Consider the following 20,878-nt stretch of genomic DNA (forward strand, 5'->3'; position numbering starts at 1 on the left):
TTTTTATCCTTTAATTAATTTTATAAAATTTTCTACTTTTAAAGCAGCAGATCCAATTAAAACCCCGCTACAATGATTAATAGCTAAAATTTCTTTAATATTATTTTCATTCACACTTCCGCCATAAAGTAAAGGTGCTTTGCTAAGCGAAGAAATGAATTCAAGCACCTTGTTAATATCTTCTTTTGTAGCACTCACTCCAGTTCCTATGGAATAAATAGGTTCATAAGCAATGATTAAATTTTCATAATTTAAGTCAATTATTTTTAATTGTTTTTCTAAGAATTCTAAGGTTTTATTTTGATTTTTGATTTCTAAATCCTCGCCTATGCAAAAAATAATTTTAAAACCATGCTCTTTTGCAAAATCAAATTTAGCTTTAATAAGATTTTCATCACCCAAAGCTCTTCTTTCAGAATGTCCTATTAAAACGCATTTTATGCTAAATTCATCCAAGTGCATTTTACCTATTTCGCCTGTAAATGCACCATTTACACAAGGATAAAAATTTTGCGCCCCTTGTATGAAATTGCACTTATCTTCTAAGAAAGCTATGCTTGGTGGAAAAACAATGATTTCATCGTTTGTGCTTTCAAGGGCTTTGTTTAAGGTATTTGCATAAAGTTTAAAACTTGATCTTGTATGATTGCATTTTAAATTTGCGGCAAATATCATTCTATAACCTTGGCTTTTAAAGGCTTAACACCTGGAAGTTCTTTACCTTCGATAAGCTCAAGTGAGGCACCACCACCTGTAGAAATGAAAGTCATTTCATCTGTATCTCTAGCACGAGCTACAACATCAGCAGTATCGCCACCACCCACAACGGTTGTGGCATTGCTTTCGCTAATATAATGGCTCATTTTAATGCTACCTTTTGAAAATTTATCGATCTCAAAAACGCCCATAGGTCCATTCCACCAAATGGTTTGAGCATCAGCTAAAACTTCCCTAAAAAGCCTTCCACTTGCAGGACCAATATCAAGCCCCATCCAACCTGCAGGAATTTCTTGAATTGGCACATATTTCATCACGGCTTCTTGGGAGCAAGTTTGTGCTGCGATCACATCAACAGGTAGGTAAATTTTAACCCCTAGTTCTTTGCCTTTTGTGAGAATATTTTTTGCTTCTTCTATCAATCCTTCTTCTAAAAGTGAATTTCCTATATCATAACCTTGTGCTTTTAGAAAAGTAAAAGCCATACCACCACCGATGATGAGTTTGTCGATTTTTGGTAAGAGATTAGTTAAAGCTTGTAATTTTCCACTTACCTTTGATCCGCCTACAACGGCTACAAAAGGACGAGTAGGATATTTGATAAGATTTTGAGCAAAATCGATTTCTTTTTGAAGTAAAAATCCTGCGCCTTTATGTTCTTCATCAAAAAATTTAGTAATAGCTTCCACGCTAGAATGTGCTCTATGACACACACCAAAAGCATCATTGATATAAACTTCTGCAAAAGAAGCTAATTCTTTAGCTAAATTTTCATCGTTTTTAGTTTCGCCTTTTTCAAAACGCAAATTTTCAAGCAATAAAATTTCGCCTGCTTTTAAATTTGTAGCTTTATTTTTTGCATCTTCGCCTATAACATCTTTAGCCATAATCACATCTTTACTCATTAGTCTTGCTAAGCGTTTTGCAACAGGTTCTAGGGAATATTTTGAACTAATTTCTTTTGGACGACCTAAATGTGAGGCTAAAATCACGCTACAACCATTATCCAAACAATATCTTATCGTAGGAATTGCCGATCTGATGCGTCTATCATCAGTGATATTTAAAAAATCATCTTGCGGAACATTAAAATCACATCTTATAAAAACTTTTTTACCTGCTAAATTAATATCTTTTATGGAAATAATATCACTCATTATTAAGCCTTTTGTGAAATATACACAGCCATATCTACCAAGCGGCTTGAATAGCCCCACTCATTATCATACCAAGCAATCACTTTGATAAAATCATCTGCAATCACTTGAGTTAAATCACTTGCTACAATAGCCCCATAAGGCGAAGTGATAAAATCGCTTGATACTCTCTCATCATCATCTACTAGTAAAATGCCTTTTAAATTTCCATTAGCAGCTTTTCTAAAAGCTTCATTAAGCTCTTCTTTGCTAACTTTTCTGCTAAGTTGTGCGGTTAAATCCACACTTGAAACATCAATCACTGGCACACGCATGCTTTGTCCGTGAAGTTTGCCATTAAGTTCTGGCATTACAAGTTTCATAGCTTTTGCAGCACCTGTAGAAGTTGGGATGATATTTTGTGCTGCAGCGCGAGAACGGCGTTTATCTTTGGCTTTTGCATCAATAATGCTTTGTCCGTTTGTGTAAGCATGTATGGTCGTCATAAGACCTTTTTCTATGCCAAAACTATCTTGTAAAACACGGCACACAGGTCCTAAGCAGTTTGTAGTACAACTTGCATTTGAAATGATATTTTCACCTTGATAATTTTGTGAATTTACCCCTAAAACATAAGTAGGTGTATCATCTTTTGCCGGAGCGCTCATGATCACTTTTTGCACTCCCATATCTAAAAAGCCTTGACATTTTTCTTTCGTTAAATGTGCACCGGTGCATTCTAAAACAATTTGTGCACCGTATTTTGCAAAGTCAAGATCTTTTACATCGCGACTTTTAAATACTTTGATTAACTTGCCATTGATGATTAAATCATTACCTTTGCTATCTACTTCACCTTTAAATTCACCATGCACCGTGTCATATTTAAAAAGATATTTTGTAAGTTCAATATCTGTGGTATCATTAATTGCCACAAGCTCGATATCATCACGCTCCGAAATAATTCTTGCAACACATCTTCCTATACGCCCAAAACCATTTATAGCAACTTTTATAGCCATTTAATTTCCTTTTGCAAAATAAAATGCTACTATTCTACAAAAAAAAGGTTAAAAATTTAATGAAAATCGCACTTTTTGGTGGTAGTTTTGATCCGCCACATAAAGGACATAACGCTATTGTAACAGAAGCTTTAGCTAAACTTGATATTGATAAGCTTGTGATCATGCCTACTTTTATTAATCCTTTTAAAAAAGGCTTTTTTGCCGATGAAAAGCAAAGATTTTTTTGGGTGGAAAAACTTTGGGGGAATTTAGAAAAAGTAGAAATTTGCGACTTTGAAATCAAGCAAAAACGCCCTGTACCAAGCATTGAAAGCGTGGAGTATCTTTATAAGATTTATCATCCTAGTAAATTTTATCTTTTAATCGGTGCAGATCATTTAGAAAAACTTCATCTTTGGCACGAATTTGAAAAATTAAATTCTTTAGTGGAATTTATCATTGCAAATCGCAATGGTATAGAAATCCCAAAGAATTTTAAAGATTTAAAAACCGATATAAAAATTGCTTCATCTTTTATACGAAGTACTTTAGATACTAATGAAGTTTGTGATGAGATTAAAGATGAGGTAAAAAGCTATTATGAAAAATTACAAAAAAACTGATACAATTTCAAAAATTTAAAGGAAAAAAATGCAAGAAAGAGTAGATTTAATCGTTAAAATTTTAGATGAAAAAAAAGCAGAAGATGTAAAAACTTTCGATATGAGCGAGCAAGAATACTTTGTAAAATATGTTATCATTGCTGCAACTTTGGGTGAAAGGCACGCTTTATCTTTAATCGATGAGCTTAAAACCAAGCTAAAAGCCAAGGGCGAAGAGTTTTTAAACATAGAAAGCAGCGAAGAATGGAGTGTGATTGATTTAGGCGACATACTTATCCATCTTTTAACCCCAGAACATAGAGGAATTTATAATATAGAAGAATTATTAGAAAGCCTTAAAAAAAGCAAGACTTAACTTTAAAATATAAAATTTGAAATAAATAAGATTTTTGATAAATTTTTACTTATTAAAGATCTTTATTGCTTGGATATTTTTTGAAAGATTCTTTTTGCTGAATTTTTTAGAAAACTTTGTTTTTACAACCGTTGTTTTATAAAAGTTAAAAATTATTGAATTTTTGCCACTTCCTTTTTAAAAGTTTCTCCGCGTTCTAAATATGAGCTAAATTGATCCAAACTTGCACAAGCTGGGCTAAGCAAGGCTACTTCATTTTCTTGCAAAACTTTAGAAATTTCTTGCACGGCTTTTTCTAGGATTTCACATTTGTGAGCTTTCAAATTCGTTTTTAAAGCATAATCAAGCATTTTTTTAGTGCTAGTTCCTATGGCGTAGAGTTCTATATCAAAATTTTTCATAAATTCAAACAAGGGGTTTAAATCTACCCCTTTATCATCACCACCTATAATGAGATGAATTTTTTTATCCTTGTAGCGATTCAGAGCCGCCATTACGGCACTTTCGTTGGTAGCTTTTGTATCATTGACCCAAAGTCTATTTTTTTTATCTTTAAATTCTTCTAATTTATTATTTTCCATCACAAAGGTATTTAAAAAATCAATACTAGCGCGATCAAGTAAAATTTTTTCTATACTCAAAGCCATGATAGCATCAAGTAAAAATGGGGTTTTAAAATTAATTTTTTGCGTATCAATACTAAATCTTTTAGCGAGTTCAAATTCATCTTCATAAGTTATAACATAAGCTTTTGTCGGTGTTTTAGCGTAAATTTTTGGCAGTATAGCTACATTACCTTCATTCATTCTTTCTAAAACGCTTAATTTGTCCTTAACATAATTATCAAAATTTCCATGCCATGAAAGATGATCAGGCGTGATAGGCAAAAGTGCGTAAATTTCAGGTTTTGCTATTTTAGTGTAATGCAGGGTAAAGGATGAGGTTTCTAAGATCCAAAGTTTAGCATAAGGATCAAGCTTAGCAAGAGGTGTACCTACATTTGCACCCATTTGTGTACCAATATGCTTTAATAAATGTTGTGTCATTTGTGTGGTTGTGGTTTTACCATTAGTCCCGCTAATCCAAACAGATTTTGGCATTGCATCGTAAAAAAAATCATACTCGCTTTGTAAATTTTTTGCCTTTTTAATCAAAATATGATCTTTTGGAAAACCAGGACTTGGAATTTCAAGCTTGCTTAAATTCTCATTAAAATCTTTAGGATTTAAAAGACGGTTACCAAATTCATCTTCGTCTTGGTTTTGAAATTTATCATCATAAATATCAAAACCACCAAATTTCTTTCCCAAAATTTCTGCGATAGCACGAGTAGTTTTTCCATAACCAAAAAGTGAATTTCTCATTATCTTATCTTTAGTGAAGCAAGGGCTAGTAAATTTGTGAGTAAGGCAATCATCCAAAAACGCACGATGATTTTATTTTCTACCCAGCCTATTTTTTCAAAATGATGATGGATTGGTGCCATTTTAAACACCCTTTTATGAAAAATCTTGAAACTACCCACTTGTAAAATAACCGAAATGGTTTCTAAAACAAAAACAAAACCTATAAGTAAAAGCAATATTTCATTTTTACTGATAATAGCCAAGAAACCGATAAAAGCTCCAAGACTTAGACTTCCACTATCTCCCATAAAAATTTGTGCAGGATAGCAGTTATACCACAAAAAGCCCATCAAAGCACCAATTAAAGCCGCGCAAATAATCACAACTTCGCCTAAGCCTTGAAATTTTGGCAGGAGTAAATATTCGCTATAGTTTAAATTTCCACTTAAATATAAAAATATCCCTAAAGTTGCCAAAGAAAAAATGCTAGGAACGGTTGCAAGTCCGTCAAGTCCATCGGTTAAATTTACAGCATTAGAACTTGAAATCAAAACCAAAATCCAAAAAGCTATGGCAAAGATTTGCATATTAAAAAGTGGATATTTATAAAAAGGAATGTAAAATTGCGTATTAAATTCTGGACTAAAGTACAAAGGTGTTACGCAAAGTAATCCCGCTCCAATTTGCGTTATAAGTTTTACTTTGGGGCTTAAGCCTGAGTGATTGTTCTTTTTTAAAATTTTTCCCAAATCATCGATAAGTCCTATAAGTGTATAAGAAATTAAACATAAAAGGGCGGTAATAACAAAGATATTATCAATTTTAGCGCAAATTAAACTTGTAAAAACCGCACAGGCTATAAAGATAAGTCCACCCATTGTTGGAGTGTCGCATTTAACCTTGTGATTTTGGGGTGCAAGTTCATAGATAGGTTGATTTGCTTTTTTTGCTTTTGCCCAAGTAATAAATCTTGGCATAATAAATAAAGTCAAACCTAATGCTATAAAAAACGCAAAACCAGCACGCACGCTAATATAGGTAAAAAAAGCATAGTTACTAAATTCAGAGAGATAATACAAAAGTTAGCCTTATTTTTGGTTTTTAAAAGTTTAATTCTAGTAAAATTTAACCAAAAAATTTCTTATAAAAGAGTGGAAAATGAAACAAAAATGTATTTTAGTGATTACAGATGGAATTGGTTTTAATGAAAATAAAGAATTTAATGCCTTTGAAGCAGCTAAAAAGCCAAATTACGAAAGGCTTTTTAAAGAGGTGCCAAATTCTTTACTTAAAACTAGTGGTTTAGCGGTAGGTTTACCCGAAGGACAAATGGGAAATAGCGAAGTAGGGCATATGTGTATAGGTAGCGGTCAGATTATTTATCAAAATTTGGTACGTATCAATAAGGCTATAGAAAATAAAGAGCTTGAAAAAAATGACAATTTAAAAAAACTTTTGCAAAAGTGCAAAAGAGTGCATATTATAGGGCTTTATAGCGATGGTGGGGTGCATTCTATGAATACGCATTTTAACGCTTTGCTTGAAATTTGTGCCAAAAATGGCAATGAAGTTTTCGCACACGCTATTACTGATGGACGCGATGTAAGCCCTACGACTGGTTTAGAATTTATTAAAAAATTAGAAAAGCATTGCGAGAATTTGGGTGTGCATTTTGCTACGCTTTGTGGGCGTTTTTATGCTATGGATAGGGATAAGCGTTGGGAAAGGGTTAAGGAGTATTATGATTGTTTATTGGGTAAAAGTAAAGGTGTGCCAAATTTAGTCCAGTATTTAGAAAAATGCTATCAAGAAAATATTACTGATGAATTCATTGGGGCAGCTCAAAATGAGAATTATAAGGGTATGAGGGAAGAAGATGGATTGATTTTTATCAATTTTAGAAATGATAGAATGAAACAACTCATAGAGGTTTTAAATTCTAAAGAATTTAAAGAATTCAAGCGAGAAAAAGTCTTTGAAAATTTACTCACTATGAGTGTTTATGATGATAAATTTAAACTTGGTGTGCTTTTTGAAAAAGAAGAGATTAAAAACACGCTTTCTGAGGTGATTTCTAGAGCAGGACTTAGCCAACTTCACACTGCAGAAACTGAAAAATATGCCCATGTAACCTTCTTTTTTAATGGTGGAAAAGAAGAGCTTTTGGAAAATGAAACAAGGGTTTTAATTCCAAGTCCAAAGGTAAAAACTTACGATGAAAAGCCTGATATGAGTGCTTTTGAAGTGTGCGAAGCAGTCAAAAAAGGGATAGAAAAAGGTGAGGATTTTATAGTTGTAAATTTTGCAAATGGTGATATGGTAGGACATACAGGTGATTTTGATGCGGCGGTTAAGGCCGTTGAGGCAGTGGATAGTTGCTTGGGTGAAGTTGTGGAGTGTGCGAGAAAACATGATTATGCTTTTATTATCACAAGCGATCATGGAAATTGTGAAGCTATGCAAGATGAAAAAGGAAATTTGCTGACAAATCATACCACTTTTGATGTTTTTGTTTTTGTTGAAGCAAAAGGAGTTTCTAAAATCAAAGAAAATATGGGACTTAGTAATATAGCCGCAAGTGTGCTTAAAATTTTAGACTTAGAAATTCCAAAAGAAATGAATGAGGCTTTGTTTTAATTTGTTTGCTTTTTGTGAGATAAAAAAGATAAAATCTCAATTTTAAAATTTAATTTTTAAGGAATGTTGATGAAATTTAGTGGAAAAAATGTATTGATTACGGGTGCGAGTAAAGGCATTGGTGCTTCTATAGCAAAAACTTTAGCGAGTTTTGGGCTTAAAGTTTGGATTAATTATCGCTCAAAGCCGGAGCTTGCAGATGCTTTAAAAGATGAAATTATTGCAAATGGTGGCGAGGCTGCTGTGATTAAATTTGATGCAAGTAAAGAAGATGAAATTGAAAATGGGGTAAAAACTATAGTAGAAAGCGATGGAGAGCTTAGTTATCTTGTTAATAATGCAGGTGTAACCAATGATAAACTCGCTTTAAGAATGAAATTAGAAGATTTTAGTGGCGTTGTGGATACGAATTTAAATTCAGCATTTTTAGGTTGCAGGGAAGCTTTAAAAATTATGAGTAAAAAACGCTTTGGTGCGGTGGTAAATATCGCTTCAATCGTAGGAGAGATGGGAAATGCTGGACAAGTTAATTATTCTGCAAGCAAAGGTGGAATGATTGCGATGACTAAATCTTTTGCTAAAGAAGGTGCGAGCAGAAATTTGCGTTTTAATTGTGTAACCCCAGGTTTTATTAAAAGCGATATGACTGAAGTTTTAAGCGATGAAATTAAACAAGCTTATCAAGATAATATCCCTTTAAAACGCTTTGCAGAACCTGAAGAAGTGGCAAATTGTGTGGCATTTTTACTTAGCGACTATGCTTCTTATGTAACAGGCGATGTACTTAAGATTAATGGCGGTTTATATATGTAAGGAAAAAGATGGATTTAAAGGAAATTGTACAATTTTTAGATGATAATGCGCCGGCATTTTTAGCCACTTTAGGCACTTGTGGAAATCCTAGAGTGCGTCCTATACAAAGCCCTTTACTTGTAGGAGATAGGATTTATTTTTGCACTTCAAATTCTAAAGGACTTTTTAAACATATAAAAAGTTACAATGGAATCGAGTTTTGTTCTTGTGCAAAAAGTGGCACTTTTTAAGACTTAGAGCCAATGCGGTTTTTGAATCAAATTTAGAAGTAAAAAAGATGATGTTTGAAAAATATCCTTATTTAGCGGATTTATATGAAAATCCGCTAAATGCTAAATTTGAAGTTTTTTATCTTGATAATTTGAGTGCTAGAATGCAATTTAGTAATGGAGAGTTTAAACTTTTTAAAGCTTAAAGCAAGGAATTCCTTGCTTTAAATTTCAATTTGCATTTTTAAAGCATGCTCCCAAAAAGCACTTTCTAAACGCACTACATTGTAAAAAATTTCACTTAACTTTTTAAATTTTTCTTGTGATATTTTTTGAGTATAAGAATTTAAAAATTCCTCAAATTCTTGAATTTCATTTTGAAATTCTTTGCCTGCGTAAGTTAAGATCCACTCCTTATAGGGATGATTTGCTAAATTTTTCTCTCCAAGTCTTTGATAAATTTCAGCTCCTATATAACCATAACCTATGGCACAAGCACTAAGAGCCACTAACATATCTAAAAAATCTCCGCTTTCGCCCACACTTAACATATAACGCGTATAAGCAATATTTACTATACTTTCATCTTTGACGCTTAAATTATCCGCATCAATGCCTAAATTTAAAATGCTTTTATGAAGTTCAATTTCGCCTTCTATGATATAGTTTTGAAATTTCATAGCAAAACGCAATTCTTTTGCCGTATTTGCATTTAGTGCAAGTCTTGCATAACATTTTGCATAATTGATCAGATAAATATAATCTTGTTTAAGATAAAAAAGAAAATTTTCTTTATTTAAACTTCCATTTTCTAATTTTTTTACAAATTCATGATGTAAATATTCATCCCAAATTTTTGAATTTTCTTTTATAAGTTGTGAAAAAAGCATTATTTTGTCCTTAAAAATAAAATTGATAATAATTATATTATACATATAATTACTGAGTAATTATAAAATATTTTTTATTCCATTATATAATTTTTAGCTTTTTTTTAGTAAAATGGCATTTCGTTTATTTTATATAAGGAGAAAAAATGGCAACTTTTGATGATGTAAAAGCTGTAGTAGTAGAACAATTAAGCGTAGATGCTGATTCTGTAAAAATGGAATCTAAAATCATTGAAGATTTAGGTGCGGATTCTTTAGATGTTGTAGAACTTGTAATGGCTTTGGAAGAAAAATTCGATGTGGAAATTCCAGATAGCGATGCTGAAAAATTAGTTAAAATCGAAGATGTGGTAAATTATATCGATAATCTTCAAAAATAATTTTTACTTGTTTATTGTTTTAAGGAGAGCTGATTGAGACGCGTTGTTGTTACGGGCATAGGCATGATTAATGCATTGGGTTTAGATAAAAATACTTCTTTTAACGCAATTTGCGAAGGCAAAAGTGGCGTGAAAAAAATTACTCTTTTTGATACAAGTGATTTTCCAGTACAAATTGCTGCCGAAATTAGCAATTTTGATCCTTTGGAATTTATTGATCCTAAGGAAGCTAAAAAAATGGATAGATTTATTCAGCTTGGCATTAAAGCCGCTAAGGAAGCTATGGAAGATGCTAAATTTGATGAGAAATTAGATAAAGAAGAATTTGGTGTTGTTTCGGCCGCTGGAATCGGTGGCTTGCCAAATATAGAAAAAAATTCAATTATTTGCTCTGAACGAGGACCGCGTAAAATTTCACCTTTTTTTATCCCTTCAGCTCTTGTGAATATGCTCGGAGGTCTCATTTCTATCGAGCATGGACTTAAGGGTCCAAATATTTCTTGCGTAACTGCTTGTGCAGCAGGAACTCATGCTATAGGCGAGGCTTACAAAAGCATAGTCTTAGGCAATGCTGAAAAAATGTTAGTTATAGGTGCAGAGGCAGCTATTTGTCCAGTTGGCATTGGTGGATTTGCATCAATGAAGGCTTTATCAACAAGAAATGACGATCCTACTCGCGCTTCAAGACCTTTTGATAAGGAAAGAGATGGTTTTGTAATGGGCGAGGGTGCTGGTGCTTTAGTTTTTGAAGAATATGAAGCGGCAGTAAAAAGAGGGGCTAAAATTTATGCTGAGCTTGTTGGATTTGGTGAAAGTGCAGATGCGCACCACATTACCGCACCAACTTTAGATGGCCCTTTAAGAGCTATGAAAAAAGCTTTAAAAATGGCAGGAAATCCAAAAATAGACTATATCAATGCGCATGGAACTTCAACTCCCGTGAATGATAAAAATGAAACAGCAGCCATTAAGGAGCTTTTTGGAAATGAAATTCCAGCCATAAGTTCGACTAAAGGTCAAATAGGACATTGCTTGGGTGCTGCTGGTGCTATTGAAGCTGTTATTAGCATTATGGCTTTAGATCAAGGTTTGATTCCTCCAACTATCAATCAATTTGTTAAAGATGAAGAGTGTGATTTGGATTATGTGCCAAATTCAGCAAGAAAAGCAGATTTAAAAGTGGTGATGAGTAATTCTTTTGGCTTTGGTGGCACAAATGGTTGTGTAGTATTTAAAAAAGTAGATTGATATGGCTTCTTATTTAGATTTTGAAAAAAATATTAAACAAATTGATGAAGATATCATTAATGCTCAAATCAAAGGAGATTTTGAAGCGGTTGCAATTTTGCAGAAAAATTTAGAAAAAGAAATTGCAAAAACTTATAAAAATTTAAGTGATTTTGGGCGTTTGCAACTCGCAAGACATCCAGATCGCCCTTATGCTTTGGATTATATTAATGCAATTTTAACTGATGCTTATGAGATACATGGAGATAGAGCTTATAGAGATGATCCCGCTATAGTTTGTTATGCAGGTTATTTAGGTGGAAAAAAGATTATAGTTATAGGAGAGCAAAAAGGGCGTGGAACCAAGGAGAAAATTGCAAGAAACTTTGGTATGCCTCATCCTGAAGGCTATCGCAAGGCTTTAAGGGTTGCAAGACTTGCCGAAAAATTTGAAATTCCTATCTTGTTTTTAATTGACACTCCAGGTGCTTATCCTGGTGTTGGAGCTGAAGAGCGTGGGCAGAGTGAGGCTATCGCAACAAATTTATATGAACTTAGTGATCTTAAGACCATTACTATTGCAGTTGTTATTGGCGAAGGTGGAAGTGGTGGAGCTTTGGCTATTGGGGTTGTTGATAAGCTCGCTATGATGAAAAACTCTGTTTTTTCTGTCATTTCTCCTGAGGGTTGTGCGGCTATACTTTGGAATGATCCGACAAAAAGTGAAGCTGCAACTAAGGCAATGAAAGTTACAGCTGATGATCTTAAAACTCAAGGTTTGATTGATGATGTGATTGAAGAACCTGTAAATGGAGCTCATAGAGATAAAGATGGAGCAGCGGTGGCTATAGTGAATTATGTTGTTAAAGCTATCGAAGAATTAGAAAATACAGATAAAAGAGAATTGGTTGCCAATAGAATGCAAAAAATTTTAAAACTTGGAGCTTTTAAAGAAGAAGATTAATCATAAGCTTGACTATGAAATCTTTTAAATCTTTTGTGGAAAAAGAAGTATTCGTCAGGTTTAAATTTAATCATTTCTTCGCAGCATTTTGCTTGGTATAAAGTTAATTCTTCAATACTATGATTATTCGCGTCCATAGGCTTAAAACATTTGATATTATAACCCTTATTTTCGTTTTTATAGATAAAAGAAGGAATGATTAAGGCATTGGTTTTTTTTGCAAGAACACTAGCACCAACTATAAAATTAACTTTATGACCAAAAAAATTAAGCACCATGCTTTCATTATCCGTCGCATCTTGATCGGTTAAAATTCCCAAAGTTCTTTTATTTTTTAAACAAGAAAACATTTTTTTCAATCCACCAAATTTATTAATGAGTTCAATATTAAATTGGGTGCGATTTTTGCTTAAAATTTTATCCATAATTTTACTATCTAAAGCCCTCCCAACTATGGAAATAGCACCAAATTTGGCTGCATAGGCCAAAGAGCTTAATTCCCAATTTCCATAATGAGCTGTTATTAAAATGATGGGTTTTTTGCTTTCTAAAGATTGTTTTAGAAAATCTTCGTTTTCAAAAATAACTTTTTTTAATACTTCTTCTTTACTGATATTTTGATTTTTAATAAAATCAATGCCAAAATCAGTGAAATTTTGATAAATTTTTAACGCGATTTCATCTCTTTGTTTTTTATTTTTTTCAGGGAAGCAAAATTGCAAATTTGTATCAATGATTTTTCTGTGTTTTTTATTGCACCAAAAGGTGATTCTAGCAATGGTTTTGGCAATGAAATTTAAAATAAAATCAGGAAAAAAATTCACACAGAATTTTAAAATACAATAAAGACTTAAGTATAAGTAATTTTTATCCATTTAAAAGTTCCTTAACAAGCTTTAAGATATCTTCTTCATCAATACGCGAAATGCAAAAATCACTTTTATCAAGATATTTAGCATTGGGGATTTTTTTACCAGAATCAATGATTTTATTGATGGGTGTTGCAAAAGCATTGCGTTGGCTTGGAGTTGCACCAAAAATGGTAATTGACGGCTTATTCATAGCAAAGGCTAGATGAGTAGGACCACTATCATTGCCAATAATAAGATCCATTATTTTTGTAACAGCTATTAATTCCTGTAAATTGAGTTTTGGCAAGATAGAAATTTGATTTTGTGCAATAAGATTAAAAGCAACAAGATCTTGTGCAAATTTTAATTCTTTATCATTGCCCCAAGCTAAGAAAATTTTTGACTCGGGATAATTATCAATAATGAGTTTGCAAAGTATGGCTAATTTTTCTTTAGGATAAATTTTATTTTCCTCGCTTGAACCCACATGGATAAGAATGTTATGTTGATTTTCTGAAAGCTTTAGTATTGTTGAAAGTTTTTCTTTAAGTTCCTCATCTGCTTTAAAACAAGGGTTTTTAAATTTGATATCTTGTAGAGTAAATTCTTGATTAAAGGCAAAAGAAGTTAAAGAAAGATAGCGGATAAAAACATTTTCATTATAGCTAATATCTAGTTTATATTCATAAAAATTGCTTGCGAATGCTTCTTTAAGACCTACTTTATCATATCCAAAGATATTTGAACCAAGCATTCTTGCACTAAGTGCTGATTTGATAAGCCCTTGAAAATCTAAGATCATATCATAATGGTTTTTTCGTGCTTTTAAAATCAAAGCTAAAGTTTTTTGAATTTTTTTATCTTTCAAAGGTAAAGCGTAAATATGATCGATAAGAGAATGATTTTGCAATAAATCTTTAAATCTTTCGTCAACAAACCAGTCAATGCTAGCTTTTGGATTAATTTTTTTTATAAATTGTAAAACTATACTCGTTTGTATAATATCGCCTAGAGCAGATAGTCGAATAATTGCTATTTTCATTAATTGATAACTTTGTCTTGAAATTTTGTTATGATTTTAACAAAATATTTTAAAGAAAGGTAAAAAATGGCAAAAAATGAAGGATATATTTGTGTGTTTGATTGTGAAAGCATTCCTGATACTGAACTCATTAGAAAAAATTTAGCTTTTGAAGGTAGTGATTTAGAAGTAAGTTTAAAGGCGCTTGAGTGGCAAAAAGAACAAAGCGGAAATGAATTTTTACCTTTGCCTTTTCATAAAATTGTCAGCATCTGTGCTGTTGTGAGTGATAGTTTTGGCAGGTTTATTAAGGTGAATAAAATTGATGGCGATGATGAAGAGAGCATGATAAGGAATTTTTTCAATTTCATCGAAAAACAACCCAAGCTTGTAAGCTTTAATGGTAAAAATTATGATATGCCTGTTTTGGTTTTAAGGGCATTAAAATACAATATTAAGGCAAGCACCTATCTTGATACAATAAGCGATAAATGGAATAATTACAAAACGCGTTTTTCAGAGCTTAAGCATTGTGATTTGTTTGAATCTTTGGGCGGTACAAGGGGTTTAAGGCTTGATTTGATTTGTTCTATGGCAGGGCTTCCTGGGAAGTATGAAGTGCATGGCGATGAAGTGATGACTTTATTTTATAATAAAGAGTATGAAAAAATTCATGAATACTGCGAAAGTGATGTTTTAAATACTTATATGCTGTATTTAAAATATGAATTAATTAAGGGAAATTTATGTGAAAGTGATTATGTGGATTTTTTAAATTTAATGGTTGAATATTTAAAAAAGGAAAAAAAACACAGAAATTATGTCGAGATTTTCTCTACTTGTGCTCAAAATGAGATTGAGAAATTTATTTTAAAGAAAGATGATTAAGAAAAATATAATAGAATATTTTTTTATCTTTATTATCGCAAGGATTTAATTATGAAAATTTTAATTTCAGGCGGAGCAGGTTATATAGGCTCGCATACCTTAAAACAATTTTTAGAAACAAATCATGAAATTTGTGTTTTGGATAATTTATCTAAGGGTTCTAAAATCGCATTAGATGATTTGCAAAAAATAAAGAAATTTAAATTTTTCGAACAAGATTTAAGTGATTTTATGGGTGTTAAAGAAATTTTTAAGCAAGAAAAATTTGATGCTGTTGTGCATTTTGCAGCAAGCATTGAAGTGCCTGAAAGTATGCAAAATCCTTTGAAATATTATATGAATAACACTGTTAATACTACAAATTTAATTCAAACTTGTATAGAAAATAATACTAATAATTTCATCTTTTCTTCTACTGCGGCCACTTATGGCGAGCCACAGAATTCTGTTGTGAATGAAAATAGTTCTTTAGCGCCGATCAATCCTTATGGTATGAGTAAATTGATGAGTGAAAAAGTTTTAAAAGATGCTAATATGGCACATCCTGAATTTAAGTATTGTATTTTAAGATATTTTAATGTCGCAGGAGCTTGCAATACTTATCCTATTGGCCAACGCTATCCTAAGGCGACTTTACTCATTAAAGTAGCTGCTGAGTGTGCTGCAGGCAAAAGGGATAAATTGTTTATTTTTGGCGATGATTATAATACTAAAGATGGCACTTGTATTAGAGATTATATCCATGTTGATGATATTTCGAGTGCGCATTTAGCAGGGCTTGAATATTTACAAAATAATCAAAGCGATATTTTTAATGTCGGTTATGGTCATGGTTTTAGCGTTAAAGAAGTGATAGAAACGATGAAAAAAGTTAGCGGGGTAGATTTTAAGGTTGAGCTTGCTCCGCGTCGCGCAGGAGATCCATCGGTACTTATTTCTGATGCTTCGAAAATAAGATCTAAAACTTCGTGGAAACCAAAATACGATGATTTGGAATTAATTTGTAAAAGTGCCTATGAGTGGGAGAAGCAGTGCTAAAAAAATTATTTTTTATTTTAAGTAAAAAAGATAAGAAATTTTTATTTTTTTTATTGCTTTTTTCTATACTTATTTCTTTTATGGAAAGCTTTGCGATCTCTTTAGTTATGCCTTTTGTGTCCATAGCAAGTGATTTTTCCTTGTTTGAAAAAAATCAGTATTTAAAAGCTTTTTATTCTCATTTTAATGTGCCAATTTATGAATTTGTGGTGTATTTTGGCTTCGCTTTAATTGTTTTTTATATTTTTAGAGCTTTGTTGAATGCTTATTATTTTCATTTATTGGCTAAATTTTCTAAGGGTAGATATCATACTATTGCTCATAAGGTTTTTGCTAAATTTTTGCATTTTGATTATGAAAAATTCACACAAAAAAATCATTCTGATCTCTTAAAAACCATCACTCAAGAAGCGTATAATTTAAGCACGATGATAGCATCGTTTTTGCTTATGATGAGTGAAATTTTTGTGATTTTATTGATCTATAGTTTAATGCTTTTGATTGATTATAAAATCACTTTATTTTTAAGCATTTTTTTGGGTTTAAATGGTTTTATTTTAGTAAAAGTGCTTTCTCCTATGATTAAAAAAGCAGGTAAAAAACGCGAAGAGGCTATGAGAAATTTTTTTGAAATTTTAGCAACAAATTTAAATAATTTTAAATTAATCAAATTAAAAACCAAAGAAGATGGGGTATTAAAACTCTTTGAAAATCAAAGTATGGATTTTTCAAGGGCAAATATTACCAATGAAAGTGTTAATGCTATGCCTAGAATTTATCTTGAAGGCGTGGGTTTTTGTGTTTTGGTGTTTATTGTTGTGTTTTTGGTTTTAAAGACTAAGAGTGATATTTCAAGTATTTTGGCTATGATTTCTATGTTTGTTCTAGCACTTTATCGTTTGATGCCAAGTGCAAATCGCATCATTAATGCTTATCATGACTTGTTATATTATAGGAATTCACTTGATATAATTTATGATGTTTTAAAAGAGAAAGAAGAGCATTTAGGTAATGAAAATATAGAATTTAAAAAGCATATTAAATTAAAAAATCTTTCTTTTGCTTATGAGGGTAAGCCAAATTTATTAAAAGATATTAATTTAGAGATAAAAAAAGGAGAAAAAATAGCTTTCATTGGCGAGAGTGGTTGTGGGAAAAGTACTTTGGTTGATTTAATCATTGGGCTTTTAAATCCAAATTCGGGAGAAATTTTAATTGATGATAAAAAATTAAATTCTAACACCTTTAAAAAATATCGCCAAAAAATAGGTTATATTCCGCAAAATATTTATCTTTTCAATGATAGCATTGCTAAAAATATCACTTTTGGTGATGAAGTAGATGAGAAATTAATGCAAAAGGTTATTTTGCAAGCTAATTTAGACAAATTTATAAACAATTTACCCCACAAAGCGCAGACAAAAGTTGGCGATGGGGGAAATAATCTAAGCGGAGGACAAAAGCAACGCATTGCTATTGCAAGAGCTCTCTATCTAAGTCCTGAAATTTTAGTTCTTGATGAAGCCACTTCTGCGCTTGATACTCAAAGTGAAGAAAAAATTATGGATGAAATTTATAAAATTTCAAAAGATAAAACCGTAATTATCATTGCGCACCGACTTTCTACCATAACAAAATGCGATAAAATTTATAAGATAGAGCATGGAAAATTAACGCTAGAGCAGGGTTTGTTATGAAAATTACTTTTATCATTTCAACTTTAAATTCGGGAGGAGCTGAAAGGGTTTTGGTTACTTTAGCAAATGAATTTTGCAAAAATCATGAAGTTAAAATTATTAAATTCAATCAAGAAAAATCTTTCTATCCTTTAAATGAAAGCGTAGAAGTAAAATCTCTACCTTATTTTAAAAACCAAAATTTAAAGGATAGAATTTTGGCTAGAATTTATAGGTTTTTCGCCCTAAGAAAAGCAATGTTAGAAGATAATGCAGATATTTTTATTTCTTTTTTGGATACGACAAATATTGCTTGTATTTTTGCAAAATGGGGTATAAAAACCCCTTTGATTATCAGCGAGCATAGTCATCAAAGTTATTTAAAGTCTAAAATTTGGCGTTTTTTAAGAAGAATAAGCTTTGGGTATTGCAATGCTTTGTGTGTTTTGGGAAGTAGTGATAAAAAATATTATGAAAAATTTGTTAAAAATGTAAAAGTTCTTTTAAATCCTTGTCATTTTACTTTGAGTGATAAAACGGATATAAAAAAGGAAAAAATTGTTATTTTTGTGGGAAGATTAGATGAGAATAAAAATGCCTCCATGTTTATTAGAGCGGTGAAGAATTTGAATTTAGAGCTTAGGCAAAAATATCGTTTTTGCATTGCAGGAGAGGGTGTTTTAAGGCAAAATTTGGAAAATGAAGCAAAAATTGCTGGTGTGAATATAGAATTTTTAGGGCGTGTTGAGGATATGAAAAGTCTTTATCAAAGAGCTGAAATTCTTTGTCTTTGTTCTTTTGTGGAAGGTTTGCCTACAGTTTTGATAGAAAGTTTGTTTTTTGATGTATTAAGAATTAGTACAGATTATACGGATGGGGCAAGAGATTTAATTGCTGATGAAAAAGATGGTTTTATCGTGCCCAAAAATGATGATTTAGCTTTAAGTCAAAGCCTAACTCGTGTAATGGAAAATAAAAATTTAAGAGAAAAAATACTTGCAAATGCTAGTAAAAAATGCAAAGAATTTGATACTGGTTTTATAGCCAGTCAATGGCTAGATCTCATTGAAGAGGTTAGAAAATGAGTGTGTTTTTAAGCGTTATTATCCCTACTTTTAATCGTGCGAATTTATTAAAAAAAGCTATAAAAAGTGTGCAAAATCAAGATTTTAAAGACCTAGAAATTATAATAAGTGATGATCATTCTAAAGATGAAAGCGCTAAACTTGTGCAAGAATTGCAAAAAGAAGATGCACGCATTAGGTATGTTTTAAATACAAAATACAAGCAAGGTCCTAATGGCAACAAAAACAACGGTCTTGATGAGGCTAGGGGCGAATTTGTTATGATTTTAGATGATGATGATGAACTTTTGCCATATACACTTGATATTTTAATTGAAAAGTTAAAATCAGGATACGATCATGTTTTTGGCAATTGTTTGATTGAAGAGAATTCAAAACTTAGTGATAAATTTAGCGGAAGGGGTCTTGAAAAAGATTGCGAAGTAAGCAAAAAAGACTTTTTGATGGCAAAGTTTAGTGGGGAATTTTTATCTGTTTTTAGAAAGTCTTTGCTTAAAAATCATCGTTTTAATGAAAATTTTTATGGCAATGAAGCCACTCTTTGGGTACATTTATATGAGAGCAAAAGTTTTTATATTCATAAGGCTTTTAGAATTTATAGGATTAACCGCGATGATAGTGTAACAAAAGCTGCATCAAAAAATGCTTTTAGGGTTTATCTTGGTTATTTAGAACTGGCTAAAATTTTAGAAAAAGAACTTCAAATTTCTAAAGATAATGACTATAAAAGCCAATGTGCGATGTATTATAAAATGGCTGCTTATTATGCAAAATTGGCAAAAGAATTTAAGAAAATGTATTTTTGCTTGTTTAAAAGCTTAAAAATCAAATTCAATACCCCTGCTTTGATTCTTTTAGCATTAAGCATAGTGCCAAATAGCTTAATTATTTTTTTATCAAAAATTAGAGTGAGATTAGCATGCAAAAATTAGCGATTTTTATTTATTCTTTGGGAAGTGGTGGTGCTGAAAGGGTTGTGGCGACTTTATTGCCTATTTTGAGTTTAAAATTTGAAGTGCATGTGATTTTAATGAATGATAAAATTTCTTATGAAATTCCTGAGTGTAATATCCATTTTTTAGAGCATTCACACCCAAGTGAAAATCCTATTTTTAAATTTTTAAAACTGCCTTTTTTGGCTTTAAAATACAAAAAACTTTGTAAAAATTTAAACATTGACACTGAATTTGTTTTTCTAAATCGTCCCAATTATATCGCTTTAATGGCAAGAATTTTTGGTAACAAAACTCGTCTTGTGATCAATGAATGCACTACTCCAAGCGTGATGTATGCAAAAAATAATTTTAATTCTTTGGTGAATAAATTTTTAATAACTTTACTTTATCCAAAGGCAGATCTGATTTTGCCAAATTCTAAGGGAAATTTGGAAGATTTAGTTAAAAATTTTAAAATCGATGTAAACAAATGCGAAATTTTATATAATGCCATTGATTTAGAAAATATAGAACAAAAATCCTTAGAAGAAATCGGCTTAAAAGATAGATTTATCTTAAGTGTGGGTAGGCTTGATAAGGGCAAAAATCATGCTTTGTTAATCCGTGCTTATGCAAGATTAAAAACCGATATAAAACTTGTGATTTTGGGTGAAGGCGTGCTTAAAAATGAGTTGGAAAATTTAATTAAAGAATTAAATTTGGAAGAAAAGGTTTTGCTTTTAGGTTTTGATAATAATCCTTATAAATATATGAGCAAGTGCGAATTTTTTGCTTTTGCCTCTGTTTTTGAAGGCTTTTCAAATGTTTTAATCGAAAGTCTTGCTTGTGGTTGTGCTGTGGTTTGCACTGACCATAAAAGTGGAGCAAGAGAGCTTTTTGGCAATGATGAATTTGGGTTTTTGGTTGAAGTTGATGATGAAAATTCTATGTTTAAAGGTTTAAAAATCATGCTTGAAGATGAGAATTTAAGAAAAGCTTATAAACAAAAGGCTAAAACTAGAGCGCTTGATTTTGATAAAGTTAAAATCGCACGCGATGCTTTAAAATATTTATTAGGATAAA

21 protein-coding genes and 1 pseudogene are annotated in these 20,878 nt (G+C 31.5%); 14 read left to right on the plus strand and 8 right to left on the minus strand.

The annotated features are described in order from the left end of the window. Positions 1-3 precede the first annotated feature (3 nt). From AAH949_RS01480 to gap, 3 genes are read right to left on the minus strand one after another with little or no spacing between them, the layout of a single operon-like run. Positions 4-675 carry a triose-phosphate isomerase gene (locus AAH949_RS01480; protein WP_348518759.1) on the minus strand — a complete coding sequence of 224 codons (672 nt, stop codon included), beginning with the start codon at positions 673-675 and terminating at the stop codon, positions 4-6. After that, entirely contained in the window at positions 672-1,874 is a 1,203-nt protein-coding gene (locus tag AAH949_RS01485; protein WP_348518760.1) for a phosphoglycerate kinase, read from the minus strand. Before AAH949_RS01485 ends, AAH949_RS01480 begins: the two co-directional genes overlap by 4 nt. 2 nt (positions 1,875-1,876) lie before the next feature. After that, positions 1,877-2,875, minus strand: a complete 999-nt coding sequence (gene gap, locus AAH949_RS01490; RefSeq protein WP_348518761.1) for a type I glyceraldehyde-3-phosphate dehydrogenase — start codon at positions 2,873-2,875, stop codon at positions 1,877-1,879. 59 nt (positions 2,876-2,934) lie between these two features. Here gap and nadD point away from each other — a divergent pair, with 59 nt between their 5' ends. Together nadD and rsfS are read left to right on the plus strand one after the other, a co-directional pair. Continuing rightward, entirely contained in the window at positions 2,935-3,480 is a 546-nt protein-coding gene (gene nadD / locus AAH949_RS01495) for a nicotinate (nicotinamide) nucleotide adenylyltransferase (protein WP_348518762.1), read from the plus strand. Between the two features lie 28 nt (positions 3,481-3,508). Next, positions 3,509-3,835 (plus strand): ribosome silencing factor, encoded by a 327-nt coding sequence (rsfS, locus tag AAH949_RS01500; protein WP_348518763.1) that lies wholly within the window; start codon positions 3,509-3,511, stop codon positions 3,833-3,835. A gap of 152 nt (positions 3,836-3,987) precedes the next feature. Here the strand turns inward: rsfS and murD are convergent, their stop codons facing one another. Both murD and mraY read right to left on the minus strand, forming a co-directional pair. Beyond that, a complete protein-coding gene (gene murD, locus AAH949_RS01505; RefSeq protein ID WP_134237614.1) occupies positions 3,988-5,199 on the minus strand; it encodes a UDP-N-acetylmuramoyl-L-alanine--D-glutamate ligase in 1,212 nt (403 codons plus the stop codon). Next, positions 5,199-6,260: a phospho-N-acetylmuramoyl-pentapeptide-transferase gene (mraY, locus tag AAH949_RS01510; RefSeq protein ID WP_348518764.1), complete on the minus strand. Its 1,062-nt coding sequence runs from the start codon at positions 6,258-6,260 to the stop codon at positions 5,199-5,201. The genes murD and mraY overlap by 1 nt, the downstream gene beginning before the upstream one ends. A gap of 79 nt (positions 6,261-6,339) precedes the next feature. On the opposite strand from mraY, the gene gpmI reads away from it, so the two are divergent. The 3 genes and pseudogenes from gpmI (at position 6,340) to AAH949_RS01525 (ending at position 9,046) form a co-directional block, all read left to right on the plus strand. Then, complete coding sequence (gene gpmI / locus AAH949_RS01515; RefSeq protein WP_348518765.1) at positions 6,340-7,818, plus strand: 2,3-bisphosphoglycerate-independent phosphoglycerate mutase; 1,479 nt, start codon at positions 6,340-6,342, stop codon at positions 7,816-7,818. Between the two features lie 69 nt (positions 7,819-7,887). After that, on the plus strand, positions 7,888-8,631 hold the full coding sequence (gene fabG, locus AAH949_RS01520; protein ID WP_134237617.1) for a 3-oxoacyl-ACP reductase FabG: 744 nt from the start codon (positions 7,888-7,890) through the stop codon (positions 8,629-8,631). A gap of 8 nt (positions 8,632-8,639) precedes the next feature. Beyond that, a pseudogene (locus AAH949_RS01525) lies at positions 8,640-9,046 on the plus strand (pyridoxamine 5'-phosphate oxidase family protein). Positions 9,047-9,064: 18 nt separating this feature from the next. Here the strand turns inward: AAH949_RS01525 and tenA are convergent. Further along, positions 9,065-9,730, minus strand: a complete 666-nt coding sequence (tenA, locus tag AAH949_RS01530; RefSeq protein WP_134237619.1) for a thiaminase II — start codon at positions 9,728-9,730, stop codon at positions 9,065-9,067. A 146-nt stretch (positions 9,731-9,876) separates the two neighbouring features. On the opposite strand from tenA, the gene acpP reads away from it, so the two are divergent. The 3 genes from acpP to AAH949_RS01545 are packed head-to-tail and all read left to right on the plus strand — an operon-like array spanning position 9,877 to position 12,301. Further along, positions 9,877-10,110, plus strand: coding sequence for an acyl carrier protein (acpP, locus tag AAH949_RS01535; RefSeq protein ID WP_134237620.1), 234 nt, complete (start codon positions 9,877-9,879; stop codon positions 10,108-10,110). Between the two features lie 33 nt (positions 10,111-10,143). Next, positions 10,144-11,358, plus strand: a complete 1,215-nt coding sequence (locus tag AAH949_RS01540; protein WP_348518766.1) for a beta-ketoacyl-ACP synthase II — start codon at positions 10,144-10,146, stop codon at positions 11,356-11,358. 1 nt (position 11,359) lies between these two features. After that, entirely contained in the window at positions 11,360-12,301 is a 942-nt protein-coding gene (locus tag AAH949_RS01545; protein WP_348518767.1) for an acetyl-CoA carboxylase carboxyltransferase subunit alpha, read from the plus strand. Here AAH949_RS01545 and AAH949_RS01550 read toward each other — a convergent pair. Then, positions 12,298-13,176: a lipid A biosynthesis lauroyl acyltransferase gene (locus tag AAH949_RS01550; RefSeq protein ID WP_348518768.1), complete on the minus strand. Its 879-nt coding sequence runs from the start codon at positions 13,174-13,176 to the stop codon at positions 12,298-12,300. The genes AAH949_RS01545 and AAH949_RS01550 overlap by 4 nt on opposite strands. Continuing rightward, the gene (waaC, locus tag AAH949_RS01555) at positions 13,169-14,194 is read right to left on the minus strand and encodes a lipopolysaccharide heptosyltransferase I (protein WP_348518769.1); all 1,026 of its coding nucleotides are present in this window, start codon (positions 14,192-14,194) and stop codon (positions 13,169-13,171) included. The genes AAH949_RS01550 and waaC overlap by 8 nt, the downstream gene beginning before the upstream one ends. Positions 14,195-14,260: 66 nt before the next feature. On the opposite strand from waaC, the gene AAH949_RS01560 reads away from it, so the two are divergent. Genes AAH949_RS01560 through AAH949_RS01585 form a run of 6 tightly spaced genes read left to right on the plus strand, consistent with a single transcriptional unit; the run spans position 14,261 to position 20,877 of the window. Then, positions 14,261-15,061 carry a 3'-5' exonuclease gene (locus AAH949_RS01560; RefSeq protein ID WP_348518770.1) on the plus strand — a complete coding sequence of 267 codons (801 nt, stop codon included), beginning with the start codon at positions 14,261-14,263 and terminating at the stop codon, positions 15,059-15,061. Between the two features lie 51 nt (positions 15,062-15,112). Beyond that, on the plus strand, positions 15,113-16,099 hold the full coding sequence (gene galE / locus AAH949_RS01565; protein ID WP_348518771.1) for a UDP-glucose 4-epimerase GalE: 987 nt from the start codon (positions 15,113-15,115) through the stop codon (positions 16,097-16,099). Then, on the plus strand, positions 16,093-17,796 hold the full coding sequence (locus AAH949_RS01570; protein ID WP_348518772.1) for an ABC transporter ATP-binding protein: 1,704 nt from the start codon (positions 16,093-16,095) through the stop codon (positions 17,794-17,796). The genes galE and AAH949_RS01570 overlap by 7 nt, the downstream gene beginning before the upstream one ends. Beyond that, the gene (locus tag AAH949_RS01575) at positions 17,793-18,860 is read left to right on the plus strand and encodes a glycosyltransferase (RefSeq protein WP_348518773.1); all 1,068 of its coding nucleotides are present in this window, start codon (positions 17,793-17,795) and stop codon (positions 18,858-18,860) included. Before AAH949_RS01570 ends, AAH949_RS01575 begins: the two co-directional genes overlap by 4 nt. Continuing rightward, a complete protein-coding gene (locus AAH949_RS01580; protein WP_348518774.1) occupies positions 18,857-19,792 on the plus strand; it encodes a glycosyltransferase family 2 protein in 936 nt (311 codons plus the stop codon). The genes AAH949_RS01575 and AAH949_RS01580 overlap by 4 nt, the downstream gene beginning before the upstream one ends. Further along, positions 19,780-20,877: a glycosyltransferase gene (locus AAH949_RS01585; RefSeq protein ID WP_348518775.1), complete on the plus strand. Its 1,098-nt coding sequence runs from the start codon at positions 19,780-19,782 to the stop codon at positions 20,875-20,877. Before AAH949_RS01580 ends, AAH949_RS01585 begins: the two co-directional genes overlap by 13 nt. Position 20,878 lies beyond the last annotated feature (1 nt).

The sequence above is a fragment of the Campylobacter sp. CCS1377 genome (assembly GCF_040008265.1).
Taxonomy (GTDB): Bacteria; Campylobacterota; Campylobacteria; order Campylobacterales; family Campylobacteraceae; genus Campylobacter_D.